Origin of the sequence: Flavobacterium sp. (assembly GCF_027484205.1) — a bacterium.
Lineage (GTDB): Bacteria > Bacteroidota > Bacteroidia > Flavobacteriales > Flavobacteriaceae > Flavobacterium.
In genome coordinates this window covers 388,597-409,336 of sequence record NZ_JAIXUB010000015.1, presented here as the reverse complement: position 1 = coordinate 409,336, position 20,740 = coordinate 388,597, and the positions used below count along the sequence as shown (strand labels likewise).

The 20,740-nt window shown below is 32.6% G+C and carries 10 protein-coding genes; 4 read left to right on the top strand and 6 right to left on the bottom strand.

The annotated features are described in order from the left end of the window. The first annotated feature begins 2 nt into the window (after positions 1-2). Positions 3-3,473, top strand: coding sequence for an efflux RND transporter permease subunit (locus tag Q0049_RS07940; protein ID WP_298118389.1), 3,471 nt, complete (start codon positions 3-5; stop codon positions 3,471-3,473). Positions 3,474-3,522: 49 nt separating this feature from the next. Here Q0049_RS07940 and Q0049_RS07935 read toward each other — a convergent pair whose 3' ends face one another. The 5 genes from Q0049_RS07935 to Q0049_RS07915 all read right to left on the bottom strand — a co-directional run bounded on the left by Q0049_RS07935 (position 3,523) and on the right by Q0049_RS07915 (position 9,231). After that, positions 3,523-4,473, bottom strand: a complete 951-nt coding sequence (locus Q0049_RS07935) for a DUF3078 domain-containing protein (protein ID WP_298118386.1) — start codon at positions 4,471-4,473, stop codon at positions 3,523-3,525. A 36-nt stretch (positions 4,474-4,509) separates the two neighbouring features. Next, positions 4,510-6,291: a 1-deoxy-D-xylulose-5-phosphate synthase gene (locus tag Q0049_RS07930; protein WP_298118384.1), complete on the bottom strand. Its 1,782-nt coding sequence runs from the start codon at positions 6,289-6,291 to the stop codon at positions 4,510-4,512. 85 nt (positions 6,292-6,376) lie between these two features. Beyond that, a complete protein-coding gene (locus tag Q0049_RS07925) occupies positions 6,377-6,628 on the bottom strand; it encodes a hypothetical protein (protein ID WP_298118381.1) in 252 nt (83 codons plus the stop codon). After that, positions 6,621-7,103, bottom strand: coding sequence for a hypothetical protein (locus tag Q0049_RS07920; RefSeq protein ID WP_298118378.1), 483 nt, complete (start codon positions 7,101-7,103; stop codon positions 6,621-6,623). The genes Q0049_RS07925 and Q0049_RS07920 overlap by 8 nt, the downstream gene beginning before the upstream one ends. 172 nt (positions 7,104-7,275) lie before the next feature. Then, positions 7,276-9,231, bottom strand: coding sequence for a hypothetical protein (locus Q0049_RS07915; protein ID WP_298118375.1), 1,956 nt, complete (start codon positions 9,229-9,231; stop codon positions 7,276-7,278). Positions 9,232-9,955: 724 nt separating this feature from the next. Between Q0049_RS07915 and Q0049_RS07910 the strand changes: the two genes are divergently transcribed. From Q0049_RS07910 to pbpC, 3 genes are all read left to right on the top strand, one after another. After that, a complete protein-coding gene (locus tag Q0049_RS07910) occupies positions 9,956-10,399 on the top strand; it encodes a nucleoside deaminase (RefSeq protein WP_298118372.1) in 444 nt (147 codons plus the stop codon). Positions 10,400-10,553: 154 nt separating this feature from the next. Further along, positions 10,554-16,268, top strand: a complete 5,715-nt coding sequence (locus Q0049_RS07905) for an MG2 domain-containing protein (RefSeq protein WP_298118368.1) — start codon at positions 10,554-10,556, stop codon at positions 16,266-16,268. A 54-nt stretch (positions 16,269-16,322) separates the two neighbouring features. Then, entirely contained in the window at positions 16,323-18,698 is a 2,376-nt protein-coding gene (pbpC, locus tag Q0049_RS07900) for a penicillin-binding protein 1C (protein WP_298118365.1), read from the top strand. 310 nt (positions 18,699-19,008) lie between these two features. Here the strand turns inward: pbpC and Q0049_RS07895 are convergent, their stop codons facing one another. Next, the gene (locus Q0049_RS07895; RefSeq protein ID WP_298118363.1) at positions 19,009-20,553 is read right to left on the bottom strand and encodes a ribonuclease E/G; all 1,545 of its coding nucleotides are present in this window, start codon (positions 20,551-20,553) and stop codon (positions 19,009-19,011) included. Between the last annotated feature and the right edge of the window lie 187 nt (positions 20,554-20,740).

Here is a 20,740-nt window from a genome sequence, read left to right as displayed (position 1 = left end):
ATATGAGTCATCAAAGTAAAGAATTTAGTATATCAAGTTGGGCAGTTGACAATCGAGTTACTGTTTACATCTTGACCTTATTAATAGTAGTTACAGGTGTAATTGCCTATATTACTATGCCACGTGAAGATTTCCCTGAAATCATCGAGAATAAAGTTTACATTTCATCTGTTTTCCCAGGAAACTCTGCCGAAGATGTTGAAAAATTAGTAACAAAACCACTTGAAAAAGAATTCAAAAACATTTCAGGTGTTGAAAAAATTACGTCGAGTTCGTTTCAAGATTATGGAATGATAATCGTAGAATTTGGAGATAAAGTTGGAATCGAAGATGCTAAAACTAAAATCAAAGATAAAGTTGATGTAGTAAAAGCTGATACTGATTGGCCAAATCTAGATAATGGAAGTAAGGTTGAACCTAGTGTTTTTGAATTAAACATTTCTGAAGAAGTGCCTATTTTGAACATCAATCTAAAAGGAAATTATACTACGCAACAACTTAAAAAATATGGTGAATTGCTTCAAGATGATATTGAAGAAATCCCAGAAGTTAAAAAAGTAGATATTCTTGGAGTTGATGATAAAGAAGTAGAAATTGCTGTTGATATTTTCAAAATGACCGCAGCACAAGTTTCTTTTGATGAGATTCAAAATGCAGTGAAATATGAAAATATGACACTTTCAGGTGGAAATTTAGTTTCGCAAGGTTCAAGAAATAATATTAGAATCGTTGGAGAAATTAAAGACCCTAAAGAGCTTGAAAATATTATTATCAAATCTTATGGTGGAGCTGTTTATCTAAAAGATATTGCAACAATAAGTTTTAAAGAAAAAGAAAAAACTACTTACGCTCGTGAATCGGGTAAAGAAGTGGTAATGCTTAATGTGAAAAAACGTTCTAATCAAAACATGATTTCTGCCATTGAGCAAGTAAAAGAAAAATTAGAAAAAGCTAAAGTATCTTATTTGCCATCTAACTTAGAATTACAATTAACCAATGACCAATCATCAAGAGTTGAACACCAAGTAGACGAACTTTCTAACCACATCATTTTTGGTATTGTGTTAGTTATGATTGTGTTGATGTTCACCATGGGATTAAGAAATTCACTATTTGTTGGAGCAGCAATTCCATTATCGATGTTGATGGCGTTTAGTATTCTATCAGCATTTGGACTAACCTTAAATACAATGGTTCTTTTTGGATTAGTAATGGGATTAGGAATGCTAGTTGATGACGGAATTGTTGTGGTCGACAACGTATTTGCCAATATGCAAAAAGGAATGGATCGTATTTCTGCTTCTAAAATAGGTATTGGTGAAATAGCTTGGCCTGTAATATCCTCAACAGCAACTACATTGATGGCGTTTTTACCTTTCTTATTATGGCCAGGAACAATGGGTAAATTCATGAAATATTTCCCAATTACGCTATCGGTAACATTAACAGCATCGTTATTCGTGGCAATGGTTGTAAACGCTGCCATGACTGGAGGTTCGATGGATACAACCGATAAAAATGTTTCTAAAAAATCGGCAAAATTATATTCTATAATCTTTACAATAGTAGCAGTTATATTTGTACTTCTTGGAAATATTTATGATTCAAAATTTGCAAGAGCAATTGGACATTTATCGATCATTTCACTTGGTTTAATGTGGTTGTATAAGTTAAAATTATACCAATGGACACAAGATTTTCAATACAATTTCTTCCCAAAAATGGAAGATAAATACAAGAATTTCTTAGCTAAAATATTAACAGGAAGAAAAGCTTGGTTTGCTTTAGTTGGAATTATTGGTTTATTATTCTTCTCATTTATTTTGCTTGGAATTTTCCCAAGAAAAGTATTGTTTTTTCCAGATAATATTCCAAATCAAGTAATTACCTACATAGAATATCCACAAGGAACAGATATTTCTAAAACGAATAAAGCTACCTTATTTGTAGAAAAACAAGTCATCACGATTTTAAGTAAATATGTTGATGAAAATACAAAAGAGAATTATTTAGCAGAATCTATTGTTTCGCAAGTAGGTGTTGGCGCAGGAAATCCTAATGTTGATGCAGGTTCAGCATCTGAAACTCCTTATAAAGGAAAAGTTACGGTAAATTTCTCTGAATTCAAATTTAGAAAAGGTGTCAATACAGCCGATGTTTTAGAAGAAATTCGTGCTAAAGTAAAAGGAATTGCTGGAGCAACCGTAACCGTAGAAAAAGATTCAAATGGTCCGCCAGCAGGTTATCCAATTAGTATCCAATTAACTGGTATTGATTATGATGTAATGTTGAAAGAAGCTGATAAAATGATTGCTTTCATAAATGCTAAAAATATTCCAGGAATTGAAAGATTGAGTGTTGATGTGAACAAAGAAAGTCCAGAGCTTGAAGTAAAAGTTGACCGAGTAAGCGCAGGAAGTTTAGGAGTTTCTACAGGTCAACTAGGATTCAATTTGCGTCGTTCGGTTTATGGTCAAGAAATCTCAACTTATAAAGAAGGTGATGACGATTATAATATCACAATGCGTATGCAAGATGACCAACGTAAGAATGAAAATGTATTGTTCAACCAATCGTTAACATTCAGAAATCAAAACAATGGTCAAATGATGCAAGTGCCAATTTCTGCTGTTTCTCAAACAGAGAAAGTTACAACTTACAATCAAATCAAAAGAAAAAATCAAAAACGAATCATGACGATTTATTCTAATGTTTTGACAGGTTTTAATGGCGATGAAATTTCAAAACAAATTCAAACGGAATTAAAAGGATACAAACTACCAAAAACAGTAACGTATTCGTTTTCAGGAGTTCAAGAAGAGCAAGGAAAAAATCAAAGCTTCTTGATGTATGCGTTGTTCTTAGCCTTAGCAGGAATTACAATTATCATTGTTTTACAATTCAACTCTGTTTCAAAAACTATGGTAATATTATTTACTGTATTACTAAGTTTTAGTGGTGTATTTTATGGCTATGTAATTGCAAATATGGATTTCGTTATCTTAATGACCATGATGGGAATTATTTCACTTGCGGGAATTGTAGTGAAAAACGGAATTGTATTAATGGACTTCTTTGTACTTTTATTAGACAAAAAAGTAGCTGATAAACATTTGAACAGTCACGACGATTTATCATTAGAAGAAATAAAAGAAGTAATTATCGAATCTGGAAAATCTCGTTTACGTCCGGTATTACTTACGGCGTTAACAGCTGTTCTTGGATTAATTCCACTAGCAATCGGTTTAAACTTTGACTTCTTCGGATTGATTACTGATTTAAATCCTCACTTATTTATTGGTGGTGATAACGTAATATTTTGGGGACCATTAGCATGGACCATCATCTTCGGATTGACTTATGCAACTGTCTTAACTCTAGTTATGGTTCCAGTAATGTTCTACTTGGTAAAACGAGTAAAATACTGGTTACGAGATAGAAGAGAAAACAGAAAATTAGCAATAGAAGATTAATATAAATATTGATTAAACAAAAAGCTCCGAATTAATTTCGGAGCTTTTTTTATTTAAAATTATAAACTAATCCTATTCCTAACATTTGCTTTAATTGCACTTTTGGCCCAACAGTTATTTGTTCACCAGCAAATTCCTCTTTAGCTTTTATATCATCATCATAAATTAAATGTGTGCCAATGTTTGCCCTCACATATTCATTGACAATTAAATCTAACTGCATTTGCCAATCCATATCAATGTTCCCAAAATTATTGATATAATCAGAATACAAACTCATTCTGTTTTCAAAAGTTATATTTTTCCAAAGCTCTTTTTTATAACCACTTGTTACTAAAACACCTAACTCTGTTCTAGACTTTTTCCCTTTTGAAATCAAATTACCATCTACATCATATGAAGCTTTATCAACTCCAAAAGCACCTTGATTAGCAAGTGTTTGATCTAAAACTAAAGTCGTTTTTTGAGTCAATGGAGATAAATAAACGGTTAGTTTTTTTTCTTTGTTTACATACTCAGCACCAATACCTAAAAATATATAAGCAGGTGCAAATAGTTTTGAAATAGCTTTATCAGTATTTGGATAAGAATAACCATTTGTAAACTGAGTGTTAAAATTAAACTTTGCAGAATGATACCAATTAGAAATTGTATCTTTTCTATATCCAAAAGTTGAATTCACTTGAAAAGTGTCATCCGTTTTTCTAAGTTCAACACCATCTTGTTTGTTTACACCATATCGAACAATTAGTTCATTCAACCATTTGATATTATTATTGGAATATTTTCTAACAAAATTACCTTTCAACAAACCCGAAACCGAGCTATTTCCACCCGCATTCCAATTCATAAAAGCAATTTGACTTATATCAAAACCAACTACGTTTTTTTGTTCCCAATGTGATATAGTATCGGGTAATTTTGTTTGGATAAGTTGTGAAAAAGATAATTGAGATAAAAAAAGAAGTACAAAAACAGAGGATTTAAAAAACAATCGCATCAAAAATAATTTTAAAGTTGCACAAAAATCGTAAAATCAAATAGTAGAAAAAAGTTTTTCTAAACTTTTAACGTCAATTTTACAGATTTGTTGCAACTCTTCAACAGTTCCATGTTCGATAAAATCAACAGGAATTCCAAGAGTTTTAATAGTATTTTTATAATTATTCTCAGAGGCAAATTCGATAATTCCAGAACCAAATCCTCCTTTAATTACGCCGTCTTCAATAGTAATAATGGTTTCAAATGAATTGAAAATTTCATGCAACATTGTTTCGTCTAATGGTTTTACAAATCCAAAATCATAATGAGCAACTTCATCAGTATTTGAAATTTTATCCAAAGCCAAACTCACATTGTTTCCAATAAATCCAGTTGATAGAACAGCCATTTTAGTTCCGCTTTTCAACAAATGAGCCTTCCCAATTTCAATATTTTGAAATTTATCATCTGAAATCTGCTTTCTAAAATCTGCAAACTTTCCTCTTCCGCGCGGATAACGAATGGCAATCGGATGATTTAATCCCAACGAAGCCGTATATAATATGTTTCGCAAATCGATTTCATCCTTCGGAGCATAAATAATCATATTTGGAATGCATCTCAAGTACGCCAAATCAAAAACTCCGTGATGCGTTGCGCCATCTTCACCCACTAATCCTGCTCTGTCTAAACAAAATATCACTGGCAAATTCTGCAAAGCCACATCGTGAATCACTTGGTCATAAGCGCGTTGCAAAAAAGTAGAATAAATATTGCAAAAAACAACCATTCCTTGTGTTGCCATTCCAGCTGCGAGAGTTACCGCATGTTGTTCGGCAATTCCAACATCAAAAGCTCTATCAGGAAAAGCATCCATCATGAATTTTAACGAACTTCCACTTGGCATTGCAGGTGTAATTCCAATAATTTTTGGATTATTTGTAGCCAATTCAACTAAAGTCCAACCAAAAACATCTTGAAATTTTGGAGGTAAATTTTCTTCCGATTTTGGATGAATTTCACCAGTATTTTTGTCGAATTTTCCTGGCGCATGATATTTTACTTGGTCTTCTTCGGCTTGTTGTAAACCTTTACCTTTGGTAGTTATTATATGAAGAAATTTTGGCCCTTTTACTTTTTTCAGTCGCTCTAATTCGGAAATCAAAGCTTCAAAATCATGTCCGTCGATTGGTCCAGAATAATCAAAGTTTAACGATTTAATCATATTATTCTGCTTCGGATTTTTTCCTTCTTTAACAGAAGTTAAATAGTTTTTCAAAGCGCCAACACTTGGATCAATACCTATAGCATTATCGTTTAAAATTACCAACAAATTCGCATCAGTAACTCCAGCATGATTTAATCCTTCAAACGCCATTCCGCTTGCAATTGAAGCGTCACCAATAACCGCAATATGATGTTTACTTTCTCCTTTAAGTTGTGATGCAATGGCCATTCCTAATGCCGCAGAAATAGAAGTTGACGAATGTCCTACACCAAAAGTATCATAAACACTCTCACTCCGTTTTGGAAAGCCAGAAATGCCTTCAAGTTGCCGATTAGTGTGAAAATTATCTTTTCGTTCCGTTAGAATTTTATGTCCATAAGCTTGATGACCAACATCCCAAACCAATAAATCATTGGGTGTATCAAAAACATAATGCAAAGCAATTGTCAGTTCAATCACACCAAGACTTGCGCCAAGATGTCCTTCTTTTACCGAAACAACATCAATAATAAAATCACGCAACTCTTTAGCCAATTGAGGCAATTGCGATGTTTCCAATTTTTTCAAATCGGATGGATTATTGATGTTTTGAATTAGGTTGCTTTTCATCGGATTTTAAAAAGCAAAGTTAGGGTTTTGTTTTAATGTTAACTTAAAAAAATAAAATATTAATACTTCACAAACATATATCTATTTAAGTTTTATAGACCTCTTCTATTGATACCTCATCAAAAAGTTTTGATATCCAAATTTTTAAATCCTCATGTGTCTTTAGCGTTATAATATCATCACCTTCAATACTTACAAAATGACCATTATCTATAATTGATTTGATAATTTTCAATTTAGAAATTAACCAATTTACAGTTGATGCGTTTCCGTATTCAAACATATCAGTAAATTCAGATAAAGACTTTTTATCAATTAAATGTTTAATTCTACACATTTTCAACCTTATCTAATTCATCTAAAATTTTATTCATTACTTCTTGTGTTGTAAAAAACAAAAAGCTATGAATATTGTTGTCGAATTGTTCATCATCGTTTTGTTTAAGAAATTTTGTGATTTCAGGCACCTCATTTTTAAACTTCAATCCCACAAAACCTCCTTTTCCATCGGGCATTAATTTAATATTATCATCTTCATTCATTGATAAATAATCAACCTCTACATCTGATTTTAAATATTCTTTTGGGTTTCCTATTGAAAAAATCACATTATACTTTTCTCCTAATAACAAATCACCTTCATTCCTAGTGTTCATTATATATATATAATTATTTCTATCTATTTTCGGCAGCTTATATTTAGAGATATCCTTATTGGATAACATGCTCATTGCGCCTAAAAAAGGTTTTTTTATCAGCAAATTTTCTTTTTCATTTAATTTGCCCAATATTTCTAAAACTAATTTGTTCATGTTATTGCTTTGTTACTTGTTGAATTTGATATTTGTATAAATCGTTAATCACTACTCAATATTAAGGATTCATACAATTTTGAAAATTATTAGACTAGTTTTGAAGAATTTTTTAAACTTTATAAATTTTAAATTCTAATGATAACTTTTTTAAATTTTTATAACTCTAGTACTATTTTTTATCATTTGTTTGAATTGGTGGCTTAACAAATTTATATACTTTATTTGCATCTTTAAGTTTTATTAATTTTTTTGAAAATTCTAATGCTTCTCTTGGATTAAGTTTTTTAGTCTCAGCCAACCATAAATCAGCACTACCTCTTGTTGTAATTCTAGTATCCAAACTAATACCATAAACCTCTTCAACCAATTTTCTTGCATCTTCTATTGCGATTTCCTTTACAGCAAAATTTGATAAATTTTCGGGCGAGGTGTTAATAATCACTTCTAACTCTAGTGAAAATCTTCCTCTTTGAGGTGCTTGTAAATTTAATCCTTTTAAATTTTTAGGTGCAAAAATTTGTAAAACTCCTTTTGCACCTGGCTTGGATGAAGATTCAATACCAAAAATCACTGCTCTTATCGGATCTGTGGAAGTAGATGCTCCATTTATAATACTATTATTATTTCCTAAAAAAAGATCTCCTTGGGCATTTCTTGTGGTTCCTCTAAACAAAACCTCTATACCATAATTTTCAAGCTCAGTTGCTTTTACAGTGCTATCAATTTCATTTAAAATCTCAATTAGTTCGTCAACAGTCTGTACTTTTTTACCACTAAATAGTTTTGTTAAGTTTGATACTGCTTTTGTAGAAATCCTAAACTCAGGTAGAAGCATTGAAACTAAATCATTTAAAACTATATCCTTATCTTCTTTTAATTGTAGATTAGTGATGTATTCTCCAATAAATGTTGGTATATACTTTTTCTCCTTTTCAACTTGAATTTTTAACGGAAAATATGCCGCTGCAAATCCTAGAGTTTGAGGAATGGTTTTAAAAGGAACGTTTGACTTATCATATTGGTGAATTGAATACCCAACTTCAAACTTTTTTTCTTGTTTATCGTATCCACACCAATATGCTATTCTTGAATCAATAAAATTATCCGCATCATAATCATTATCAAATGAATTTAAGGAAAATTGTATTGAATTTTCCAATTCTATCTCAGTCCAAACAGAATTTCCAATAGATACCAAAATATCAATTAACACATTTACATATGCATCATTAAAATTCTCTAATAAACCTCTAATAACATCCGGATTTTTATTAACTTTATCTGCAAACCATTGTTTGTTTTTAATTGCCTTTAATAAATTTATTATAGATATATTCTCGTTAGTTCCCCAAGTATTAATAGTTTGTTTTGATAATAATATTAAATCTTCAAATAAATATTCATCACCTCTTTCGCTCAAAGCAAAATCGGGTGCTGTTTCATATATAAAATCTAGAACCTCGGATTTGTCTTTTGCTAAAATAAATGCACTTTTTAACTCTTTCTTTATTCTTTCCTGCGTTGTAAGAATCAATTCTTTGTTTAACTCACTAAGAAAAAAGTTAAAATCTAAATATCTGTAGAAAGTTAAAATGATTGCTACTCTATTGAAATTAGCAGAATTTTTAAATTTAACAAATTCATAAAATAGTTTATACTCCGATTTTTGCTTTTCAATATCAAAGTTGAATTTAAAACTTGGGTTTCTTGAAAAATCTATTTCACCTGATAAAGTATTTAATTCAGTTTTGACATCAATTATTTCATTATCTAATATAAAATTAGAAATTATACCAACATTGTAACGAACAAGATTATAAACCAACTTACTTTTTGAACTTGTATATTTGATTATTTGTTGAGCTAAAAGTTTTTTATCAATATTGTTTTCAACAAAACTGCCATCAGGTAATTTATAAAACATGCTCTTTTTACCAAATGGAATTTCCATTGCTATTTCATTTGATATATCCTCAAAACTCCTAGTAGTTCTTATTGATTCTAAAGGATCGATAAATCTATTTTCATTTTTCATATCGTAAAAAGTATTCATATCTATAAACTTCATACTTTTAAGCATTTCTTGACTTTTTTCATCAAAATCATCTAGTGGATTTATTGACATAATATTTATTTTTTTATTACTATTTTGTTGAAACCAAATTTTGGATATTAATAATGAAATTTTAGCTTTTAAAATTAACGAAATAAAGCAATAATTCGTATTTAACTTCAAAGAAAAGGTCTTACTTTTATTGTAATTTGTATATTTGTAATTCAAAATCATATAAATATGACAACTTTCACTATAAAAATTAAGAACGTACAAAAGCAGGAAAAGCTTTTAGAGCCATGACGGAAACATTTTTTAAAGATGCGAAAGGAATCGAAATCATAGAAAGCTAGGAGGAAAAAGAAGACGAAATCTACAATCCTGAATTTGTGAAAATGATTTTAGAACGTGATGAGAGCATAAACAATCCTGAAAAAAGAAAAAATTGGAAAGAAATTAATCCTAATAATTTATGGGAGAGTTTAGGATTGAAGTAGAACCTTCTGCACAAGTTGAAATTCAATTTCATCTTAAATCTGGTAATAAAGCTGTTATAAAAAGATTGAGAAAATTTTTATTGAATTAGCAGAAACCCCGTATTCTGACATAGGTAATCCCGAAGCTTTAAAAAATAATTTATCAGGTTATTGATCAAGATGATTGAGCCAAAAAGACCGATTAATTTATAGTGTTGACAAAGATGTTGTAACCGTTTTTGTAGTTGCTGCTCTCGGACATTATTCTGATAAATAAACCTAACTAACAATCAGCAGATTTTGAAATGAATTCAAAATAAATGGAAAACATTTTCACCGACGAATACTTTATGAAAAAAGCTTTGCAAGAAGCCGAAACCGCTTTTGAAAAAGGTGAAATTCCTGTTGGTGCAATCATTGTAATTGATAACAAAGTCATTGCAAGAAGTCATAATTTAACCGAATTATTAAACGATGTCACAGCTCATGCAGAAATGCAATCGATAACTGCTGCTGCAAATTTTCTTGGTGGAAAATACTTAAAAGATTGTACTTTATACGTTACACTCGAACCTTGTCAAATGTGCGCTGGTGCTTTGTATTGGAGTCAAATTTCTAAAATTGTTTTTGGTGCTCGAGACGAACAACGTGGATTTTTAACTTTAGGAACTAAATTGCATCCAAAAACTCAAGTAAATCAAGGTGTTTTAGCTCAAGAATGTGGCGACTTGATGAAACGTTTTTTTGCTGAAAAAAGAAAGTAAATAAATTACTTTTTTTACAAGAAAAATAGTCCAAAAATTTATTTTACTTTTACTACAATATTTAAAATTTATTTAAGTTATAGCATTAATTGAAAGTGTTAAAAAAGCATCTTTTCAAGACAAAAAAGTTCTAATCAATAATTCCAAAAAACACATGAAAACCAGCAAGTTAATCGGTTTGTTTCTTGCAATCTTTGTATTGCATTCTTGTTCTAAAAAATCGGCCGCCGATTTTGATTCCGACTTCTCTTTATACAAGGATTATATATCGAGTTTTTCTTCCGGTTTTGTATCGGTCAGTTCCGATATTCGTGTACAATTGGCATTCAATAAAAGTGATTGGAAACCCAACCAAGAATTAGACGAAGATTTATTTGATATTTCGCCAAGTGTTTCAGGAAAGGTTGTAGCACTTTCTAATAATACGATTGCATTTATTCCGAAAGACAAATTGGAACAAAATACGTTGTATCAAATTACGCTTCGCCTTTCTCAAATCAATGATAAAACTCCTAAAGAGTTGGAGGATTTTAAGTTTTCGATTAAAACCATAAAGCAAGATTTCATTGTCAACACTTTAGACTTACAGTCATATGACAGAGATACTTACTATTTGAATGGAACAATTAAAACTGCTGATAATCTATCCTTTGAAGAGGCTCAAAAATTATTGAAAGCAACTCAAAATGGTGATGATTTAAAAATAATCTTCGATAAAGCAACAAGCACTTCAACTGAGTTTAAATTCACAATAGACAAAATAAAACGTTTTGATGACGATAGCGAAATCACCATTGCTTGGGATGGCGATGATGCTGATATTGAGCAAGAAGGTGAAGTACAATATCCTATTCCAGGTAAAAATCAATTTAAAGTTTTAGACATTAAAATTGGTGACGAAAACAACCAATCTTTACTTATCAATTTCTCAGATCCATTAAAAAGAGATCAAGATTTTAAAGGATTAATTGCCATAGAAAATACTAATAATTTGAAATTTGCTACAATGGGCAACGTTTTAAAAGTATTTTTTAGCAATGAAGCAAAAAATTCTGAAGTAGATAATGGAAATTCAACTGAAACTATTACCGAAAGTGTAACTGCTGCTGTTGATTCTGCCGCTGTTGTGGTTGAAGCTGCTGCCGCTGCGGTTGATACTGCTGCTGTTGCTGTCGATTCAGCTGTTGCTTATGTTGAACCTGTTGTTGAAGCAGTTGAAGAAGAATCTAATGTTCAATCGTTTGCTGGAACAAAATTAGTCGAAGTTTTTCAAGGAATTGAAAGCGAATATGGCTATAAAATGAAACAAAATTATTCTGAAAAATTACAATTTGAACAAATAAAACCAGCCGTTCGATTACTAAAAAGCGGAACTATTTTACCAAGTTCCAACAATTTAAAAATCAATTTTCAAGCGGCTAATTTGAATGCTGTTGATGTAAAAGTGTACAAAATTTACAAAAACAATATCATGCAATTCTTGCAAAATAACGAACTTAACGGAACTCGAAATCTGAAACAAGTTGGACAATCGGTCGCCAAAAAAACCATCGAATTAAAACAAAATAACCTGCTCGATTATACCAAATGGAATACCTATGCTTTAGATATTTCTAAAATTGTAACTCCAGAACCAGGTGCTATTTATCGTGTGGAATTTTCATTTAAGAAAAAATATTCGCTTTACAAATGCGGAAATGAAACTGCAAATAACGAAGAAGAAAACGATGATTCGGAAGAAGAAAATGAAGATGATGTTAATTATAGTGGTAACAATTATGACTATTATTACTACGAAGAAGATTATGATTATAGAGAAAGTCTTGATCCTTGCACCGACTATTATTATTACAACAATACAACCATTGGAACCAATATTTTAGCAACCGATTTAGGAGTAATTGCTAAACGTGGTACTGATAAATCTGTAGTTATTGCTGTTAGCGATATCGTTTCTACTGATCCAGTTTCGGGTGCAACGGTTACTTTATACAATTACCAACAACAAAAAATTGCCGATTCAAGTACGGATGGCGATGGAATGGCGTCGTTCCAATTAGAGAAAATTGCCTATTTCGCAATTGTAACCAAAGGTGATCAAAGCACTTATGTAAAATTAGACGACGAATTGTCTTTATCTGTAAGTGATTTTGATGTTTCAGGCGAAACGTTACAAAAAGGTTTGAAAGGATATTTATATGGTGAACGTGGTGTTTGGCGTCCAGGCGATACGTTGTATTTGTCATTCATTCTAAATGATAATGCCAATAAATTACCAGAAAATCATCCGATAAAAATAAGAGTTAACGATCCAAGCGGAAAAACCGTGTATCAATCGGTTCAAAAAGGAACAGCTTTAAGTCATTATAAATTTGTGGTTCCAACCCAATCAAGTGCGCCAACAGGAAATTGGGAAGCGATTGTGAGTGTTGGTGGTGCTCGTTTTTACAAAAGTTTAAAAATTGAAACCATAAAACCTAATCGTTTAAAAATCAAAAATAGTTTCAATGATGCGGTGCTTTCTACAAGCAAGAATAACGTCAATAACATACAAGTGTTGTGGCTTCACGGTGCTGTAGCAAAAGATTTAAAAACCGAAGTTCAAGCCAAATTCTCACAACAAGTTACAACGTTCAAAGGATTTGACAAATATGTTTTTGATGACCCAACAAGAAGTTTTTCAACCGAAGAAATCAATATCTTTTCAGGAAAAGTTGATGGAAATGGTCGTGCTTCCATTCCTATAAAACCAACATTGCAAGGTCAAGCACCAGGAATGTTGAAAGCAGCATTTATTACAAAAGTATACGAACAAGGCGGCGATGTTTCTACCGATGTCGCTTCGACAACGTATTCTCCATATCAAACTTATATTGGTGTAAAAGCACCACAACCAAACAAATATGGTTTATTAGAAACAGGAAAAGCCAACCGATTTGATATTGTAGCCGTTTCAGAAAATGGAAAACCAAAATCAGTTCAAAATTTAGATGTTCGTGTTTACAAATTAGAATCACGTTGGTGGTGGGATGCTTCCAATGATAATTTGTCAAATTATAGTTCGTCAACCTCAACAATTGCTTACAAAAACTTTAGAGTTTCTACCGATTATTCAGGAAAAGCAAGTGTATCATTTGTAGTTCCAGAAAACGATTGGGGTAATTATTTGGTTCGTGTTTCCGATCCAAATGATGGTCACGCGACAGGAACACGAGTTTATATTGACTCGCCATATTGGTCCGCTCGTTCTAAAAACGAAGATGGAAAAGCTGCGACAATGTTACGTTTTTCAACTGATAAAGAGAAATATGCAGTTGGTGAAACCGCTAAAATATTCTTCCCATCAAGTGAAGGCGGAAGAGCTTTAATTTCGGTAGAAAACGGAACTAAAGTTGTAAAAACACTCTGGGCAAAAACCAAAAAAGGTGAAACTACTGTCGAATTACCAATTACAGGTGAAATGGCGCCAAATGTTTACCTAAATGTAACTTTATTGCAACCTCATGCTTCTACTAAAAACGATTCACCAATAAGAATGTATGGAATTGTTCCGATTGAAGTTGTTGATAAAAATACAGTTTTAGAACCACAAATTTCAATGCCAGATGTACTTCGTCCGGAGCAAACGGTAAATGTAAAAGTATCTGAAAAACAAGGCAAAGCGATGACTTATACCATTGCTGTCGTTGATGAAGGTTTATTAGATTTAACGCGTTTCAAAACTCCGAATGCTTGGGATAATTTCTATACTCGTGAAGCATTAGGCATTAGAACTTGGGATATTTATGACGATGTAATTGGTGCTTATGGCGGAAAAGTAAATCAAGTTTTCGCCATTGGTGGTGATGCCGATTTAGGTGGCGGAAAAGCTAAAAAAGCCAATCGTTTCAAACCAGTTGTGATGTATTTCGGACCATTTGAATTAGAAAAAGGCGATTCTAAAACGCATCAAATTAAACTTCCAAAATACATTGGTTCGGTTCGTACCATGGTTGTGGCTGCCAATAAAGAAAATAGCGCTTACGGAATGGCTGAAAAAGCTACACAAGTAAAAAGTCCGTTGATGGTTTTGGCTTCGTTGCCACGAAAAATTTCTCCTTCAGAAAATGTTACGATTCCTGTAACACTTTTTGCAACAGAGAAAAACATTAAAAATGTTACACTTCAAATTAAAACTAATAATGCTGTTAGAGTCATTGGAAAAGCAAGTCAAATTGTGAAATTCACCGAACCTGACGAAAAAATGGCGTATTTCAATTTAAGTGTTGGCAACGTTACCGGTATTGGAAAAGTGCAAATCATCGCCACATCAGGAAAAGAAAAATCTACTTATGATGTTGAAATTGATGTAATGAATCCAAATCCTGTTACGACAACTTACACTGATATTATCATTGAACCAAATAGTTCTAAAAAAATCTCTTGGGATTTATTTGGTGTAACCGGAAGTAATAAGTCTAAAATGGAAGTTTCATCGGTTCCAACAGTAGATTTTAGTAGAAGATTGGATTATTTAATTCAATATCCACATGGATGTGTAGAGCAAACCACATCATCGGTTTTTCCACAATTGTATTTGAATGATGTAATGGATTTAGATGCGACTTACAAACAAAGAATTCAGAAAAATGTAACAGCTGGAATCCAAAAATTAGGGAATTTCCAAGTTGCAAATGGCGGATTTGCTTATTGGCCAGGAAATGCCGAAGCTGACGATTGGGGAACATCTTATGCAGGACATTTCTTAATTGAAGCAGAGAAAAAAGGATATGTTTTACCAATTTCTTTCAAAAATAAATGGATTTCTTACCAGAAAAAAATGGCAAAACAATGGCGTTTTGAAAAACAATATGGTAACGATTTTGCTCAAGCGTATCGTCTTTACACATTAGCTTTAGCAGGTTCAGCCGATTTAGCTTCGATGAACAGACTTCGTGAAACGGTTGGAATTTCTAACGAAAGTAAATTACGTTTGGCAGCAGCTTATGCTATTATCAAACAAAATTCGGCAGGTTTAGCCTTATTGAGCAAATCAATGATTGACGAACAAAACGAAGATGGTTACTACTATTATTATGGTTCAAACGAAAGAAATCGTGCGATGGCTTTAGAAACTTTAGTATTATTAGGTCAAAAACAAAAAGCTTTTGCAATGGCAACTAAATTGGCTAAAAATCTTTCAAGTAATGAATGGATGAGCACACAAACAACTGCTTACGGATTGTACGCAATGTCAAAGTTTGCCCAAAGTAATGGTAGCAAAGGTGTTTCTGTTCAATATACAAATGGTGGAAAATCAGTTGTAATTAACACCAATAAAACTATTGCTCAACGAAATTTAGCTTTAGTTTCAGGTACTAACTCTGTTACTATTAAGAACAACAAGAATAATACGATATTCGTTCGTGTCTTGAATAGTGGAATTCTTCCTGTTGGAAAAGAAAATGTAGTACAAAACAATGTGTCGGCCAATGTAGTTTTCAAAGACCGAAAAGGCAAAGCAATCTCGGTTACTAAAATAGCTCAAGGAACAGAATTCATTGCAGAAGTTACAATTTCAAATAAGAAAAATGAATATGTAGAAAACATTGCGCTTTCGCAAATTCTACCTTCAGGATTCGAAATTGTAAATACACGATACACCGAATTTGGTGAATCAACTTCTAATGTTGCTGATTACATTGACATTCGTGATGATAGAGCCAATTATTATTTCGGTCTTCGTGGTGGCGAAACAAGAACCTTCAAAATCTTACTTAATGCTTCGTATTTAGGTAAATACTACTTACCAGGATTACAATGTGAAGCTATGTATGACAATGAATTCTTGGCTCGAACTAAAGGACAATGGGTTGAAGTGGTGAAGTAAATTATATTACTAACCCTGTCAGAGTTTTGAACTCTGACAGGGTTACTATAAAACATGAAACAAAAACTCCAAGCGTTTCTTCAACGCATTTTAAAATACATTAAAACCAACAAAAAGAAATCTGCAATTGCATTTATTCTTCTTGTGGTTTACTATTTTTCTTTGCCGAGAACACTTTTTGAAGAACCATATTCCACTGTAATTGAAAGTAATGATGGCGAATTATTAGCTGCCAAAATTGCTCGCGATGGACAATGGCGTTTTCCTGCGAAAGACAGTATTCCAGATAAATTCAAGAAATGTATTGTCTATTTTGAAGACGAGCATTTCAATTATCATTGGGGTTTTAATCCTGTGGCGATGGTCAAAGCCATACAACAAAATCGAAGCGCTGGAAAAGTAGTTCGTGGCGGAAGTACTTTGACGCAACAAGTGATTCGTTTGTCTCGAAAAAATAAAAAACGTACTTACTTTGAAAAAGTAATCGAAATAATTCTTGCAACACGATTAGAATTTCGTCATTCTAAAGAAAAAATTTTAGAATTATATGCAGCTCATGCACCTTATGGCGGAAATGTCGTTGGACTTGAAATGGCTTCTTGGCGTTATTTTGGTGTGCAATCGCATCAATTATCTTGGGCAGAAACGGCTACTTTGGCGGTTTTACCCAATGCTCCAAGTTTAATTTACCCTGGGAAAAACCAACAAAAATTACTTAAAAAACGCAACACACTTTTACTAAAATTGTTCAACGAAAAAGTTATTGATAAAATGACGTATCAGTTGTCGATTGAAGAACCATTGCCTCAAAAACCTTATAATGTTCCGCAAATTGCACCTCATTTATTGCAACGAGTTGCTAAATCTGATGAAGGAAAACGTATCAAAACTACCGTTGATATTTCGTTGCAAAATCGTGTTAATCAAATTTCGGCTTATTATTACAATCAATACAAGCAAAACGAAGTGCACAACTTGGCGATTATGGTTATTGACATTCAAAATCGTAACGTAATTAGTTATGTTGGAAATTCCCCAACGGATAAAGATCACGACAAAGATGTTGATATTATTTCGGCACCACGAAGTACAGGAAGTATTTTAAAACCTTTACTTTATGCTTCGATGTTGGATTCGGGTGAACTTCTTCCAAATACTTTGGTTGCTGATATTCCAACACAAATTTCGGGTTATGCACCGCAGAATTTTAATCTGACTTTTGATGGCGCAGTTCCAGCACAACGAGCTTTGTCACGTTCGTTAAATATCCCAGCGGTTTTGATGTTGCAAGAACACGGCGTGAATAATTTTTATGAATTACTTCAAAAATTCCAACTGAAAAACATCAATAAAAGACCAGATCATTATGGTTTATCTTTAATTCTTGGCGGTGCCGAAAGTAATCTTTGGGATTTGTGTCGAACCTATGCTAATCTTTCTTCAACCGTAAATTATTTCAATAAAACAAAAGGAAAATATCGAAATAAAGAATTTGCCGAATTGAATTACGTTAACGGATTTGAACAAGATTATGGTGATGAAACCAATCAAAAACCCATACTTGGCGCAGGTTCTATTTACCTGACTTACAACGCCATGAAAGAAGTCAACCGACCAGAAGGCGATGAAGCTTGGAGATTCTACGATTCGTCGTTAGACATTGCTTGGAAAACAGGAACCAGTTTTGGAAATCGTGATGCGTGGGCAATTGGAACCAATTCTAGATATGTCGTTGGCGTTTGGGTTGGCAATGCTTCAGGTGAAGGACGACCTCAATTGACAGGTGTTGATAGTGCCGCACCAATACTGTTTGATGTTTTTAATTTATTACCACGAAAAGCGTTTTTCAGTCCGACATTGAATGATTTAGAATATGCCGATGTTTGTACCAAAAGTGGTCATTTAGCTCAAGATGATTGCCCGAAAACCAATCAATTGATTCCTAAAAATGGCAAAAAAACTAGTATTTGTCCATATCATAAATTAGTACATTTAGATGCTTCACAACAATTTCGAGTAAACAGCAGTTGCGAAAATGTAGATAATATCGTTACCAAAAAATGGTTTGTTTTGCCACCAGTTATGGAATGGTATTACAAAAGTCAGCACATTGATTATATGCCATTGCCACCATTTAGAGCCGATTGCCAACAAACTCAACAAGCATCAATGGATTTTATTTATCCAAAAACGAATAGCAAAATATACCTTACCAAAAACTTTCAAAGTAAAGTACAACCTGTAATTCTAAAAGTGGCGCATTCCAACAAAGAAGCCAAACTTTTTTGGTATGTTGACAACGTTTACAAAGGCGAAACCCAAACGTTTCACGAAATGCAAATCGAAGCCAACACCGGTTTTCATTACATCACGGTTGTCGATGAATTTGGAAATGAAATTAATAGAAAGGTGGAATTTGTAAGAGATTAGGAGCGAATGGTTTGCGCATTCTTGGTTTCCCTATTCCTGCTTTTCGTTCTACTTCGTGCCACTACAATCAGTCCCGAAACTTCGGGATAGATTGGTTTAGTCTTTTGTGAAGTTCAAGTTTAAAAAAAACTAAAATTTTAAATACAACTTTTGAAAACTTTTGCCCTAGCCCAGATAGAAGTGGAAATCCTTTTACTTTGTTGCCTGAGGTACTCGAAGGTAACAAAGTAAAAGATTGAAACGGATAGCTGGAAATAGCTTCAAAAAAGACATAAAAAAACCGTCTCGTTAAAAAACGAGACGGTTTTTGTTATTTAATTTCTTTTCCTTGATTATCAAAAAAATGATATTCAAGGTACGTGTAAGCGTCACGAGGTATGATTTTCACCCATTTTTTATGTTCAAAGAACCACTTTGAACGTATTGATGGAAAACCTTTTTTAAGGTATGCTGCCACGAAAGGATGAACGTTAAGTTTTACTTTCTTGTGGTCTTTCATAATTTTTTCAAGTGAAAAAGTAATCTTATCTATAATTTGGATTGGCGCATCGACGTCGCTACTCAAATTATTAGGATTTTCTTCTCTTGTTTCAATATTTACTTCAGGTCTTACTCTTTGTCTAGTAATTTGAACTAATCCAAATTTACTTGGTGGTAAGATCTTGTGCTTGGCTTTATCATCTTCCATTTCTTCTTTTAAGAAATTGTATAGCACTTGACGATTTTCAGGATTTTGCATATCGATAAAATCGACTACAATAATTCCGCCCATGTCGCGAAGTCTTAACTGACGTGCAATTTCTGCTGCGGCAATCATGTTTACTTCTAGAGCAGTATCTTCCTGATTCGTTGCTTTGTTAGAACGGTTTCCGCTATTTACGTCGATAACGTGCAAAGCTTCTGTATGTTCTATAATCAAATAAGCACCTTTACTCATGGAAACTGTTCGTCCGAATGAGGTTTTTATTTGACGTTCTATATGATATTTCTCAAAAATAGGAAGGTCTTTATTTTGGTAAAGCTTCACCATGTTTTGTTTTGAAGGTGCTATTTCGGCTATATAGTCCTTCGTTTCTTGGTACAACTCTTCATCATCTACTTGAATACCGGTGAAAGTATCGTTGAAAATATCTCTAAGCATTGAAGAAACTTTGTTAAGTTCTCCTAATACTTTAGAAGGATGATGAGCAGTTGGTAATTTCTTACACATTGCAAGCCACCTATCGTTTAGGTTTTGCAAATCTTTTTCTAGTTCGGCTGTTTTTTTGCCTTCTGCTACTGTTCTCACAATAACGCCAAATCCTTTTGGTTTGACTGCTTGTACCAATTTTTTTAATCGGTCTTTTTCGGCTTTGTCTTCTATTTTTTGAGAAACAGAAACTCGGTCAGAAAAAGGGACAAGAACTAAATATCTACCGGCAAAAGAAAGCTCAGAGCTAATTCTTGGTCCTTTGGTAGAAATTGGTTCCTTTACCACTTGCACTAAAACAGATTGATTGGCGCTCAGAATATCTGAAATTGCACCATCTTTATCAATCTCTTTTTCAAACTGAAAGTTTTTTAGGGAGAAATCTTTTATTTTACCTGCGCTTACAAGTTTAATGAATTTCAAATAAGAAGCTAATTGCGGACCTAAATCATGATAATGTAAAAAGGCGTCTTTTTCATAGCCTACATTTACAAAAGCAGCATTTAATCCGGCAACAGGTTTCCTGATTTTGGCAATAAAAATATCACCTACAGCAAAACTGTTCTTTTTTTCTTCTTCTTTGTGTAATTCAATTAGTTTTCCATCTTTTAATAAGGCAAAATCTACAGCATTGTCATCCTTGCGAATGATTAATTCTTTATTCATGTTGTAAATTTTTATCCAAACTTTTTGGTTTCGGGTTTCGAGTTTCGAGTTTCGGGTTTTTCAACTCGCAACTTTCAACTTTTCAACTCGCAACTGAATTGTTAGGATGGATTAAACATTTTTTACAGGTATTTACCCGGTGAATTTTAGTTGGCAGTAGCAGTTTTCAGTTAGCAGACTGCTTACT

What these genes read in the sequence shown, in the direction of transcription:
- Q0049_RS07930 (WP_298118384.1), bottom strand. Translation starts at nt 6,291, where the DNA reads ATGAAAAGCAACCTAATTCAAAACATCAATAATCCATCCGATTTGAAA.
- Q0049_RS07920 (WP_298118378.1), bottom strand. Translation starts at nt 7,103, where the DNA reads ATGAACAAATTAGTTTTAGAAATATTGGGCAAATTAAATGAAAAAGAA.
- Q0049_RS07940 (WP_298118389.1), top strand. Translation starts at nt 3, where the DNA reads ATGAGTCATCAAAGTAAAGAATTTAGTATATCAAGTTGGGCAGTTGAC.
- Q0049_RS07910 (WP_298118372.1), top strand. Translation starts at nt 9,956, where the DNA reads ATGGAAAACATTTTCACCGACGAATACTTTATGAAAAAAGCTTTGCAA.
- Q0049_RS07925 (WP_298118381.1), bottom strand. Translation starts at nt 6,628, where the DNA reads ATGTGTAGAATTAAACATTTAATTGATAAAAAGTCTTTATCTGAATTT.
- Q0049_RS07895 (WP_298118363.1), bottom strand. Translation starts at nt 20,553, where the DNA reads ATGAATAAAGAATTAATCATTCGCAAGGATGACAATGCTGTAGATTTT.
- Q0049_RS07915 (WP_298118375.1), bottom strand. Translation starts at nt 9,231, where the DNA reads ATGTCAATAAATCCACTAGATGATTTTGATGAAAAAAGTCAAGAAATG.
- Q0049_RS07905 (WP_298118368.1), top strand. Translation starts at nt 10,554, where the DNA reads ATGAAAACCAGCAAGTTAATCGGTTTGTTTCTTGCAATCTTTGTATTG.
- Q0049_RS07935 (WP_298118386.1), bottom strand. Translation starts at nt 4,473, where the DNA reads ATGCGATTGTTTTTTAAATCCTCTGTTTTTGTACTTCTTTTTTTATCT.
- pbpC (WP_298118365.1), top strand. Translation starts at nt 16,323, where the DNA reads ATGAAACAAAAACTCCAAGCGTTTCTTCAACGCATTTTAAAATACATT.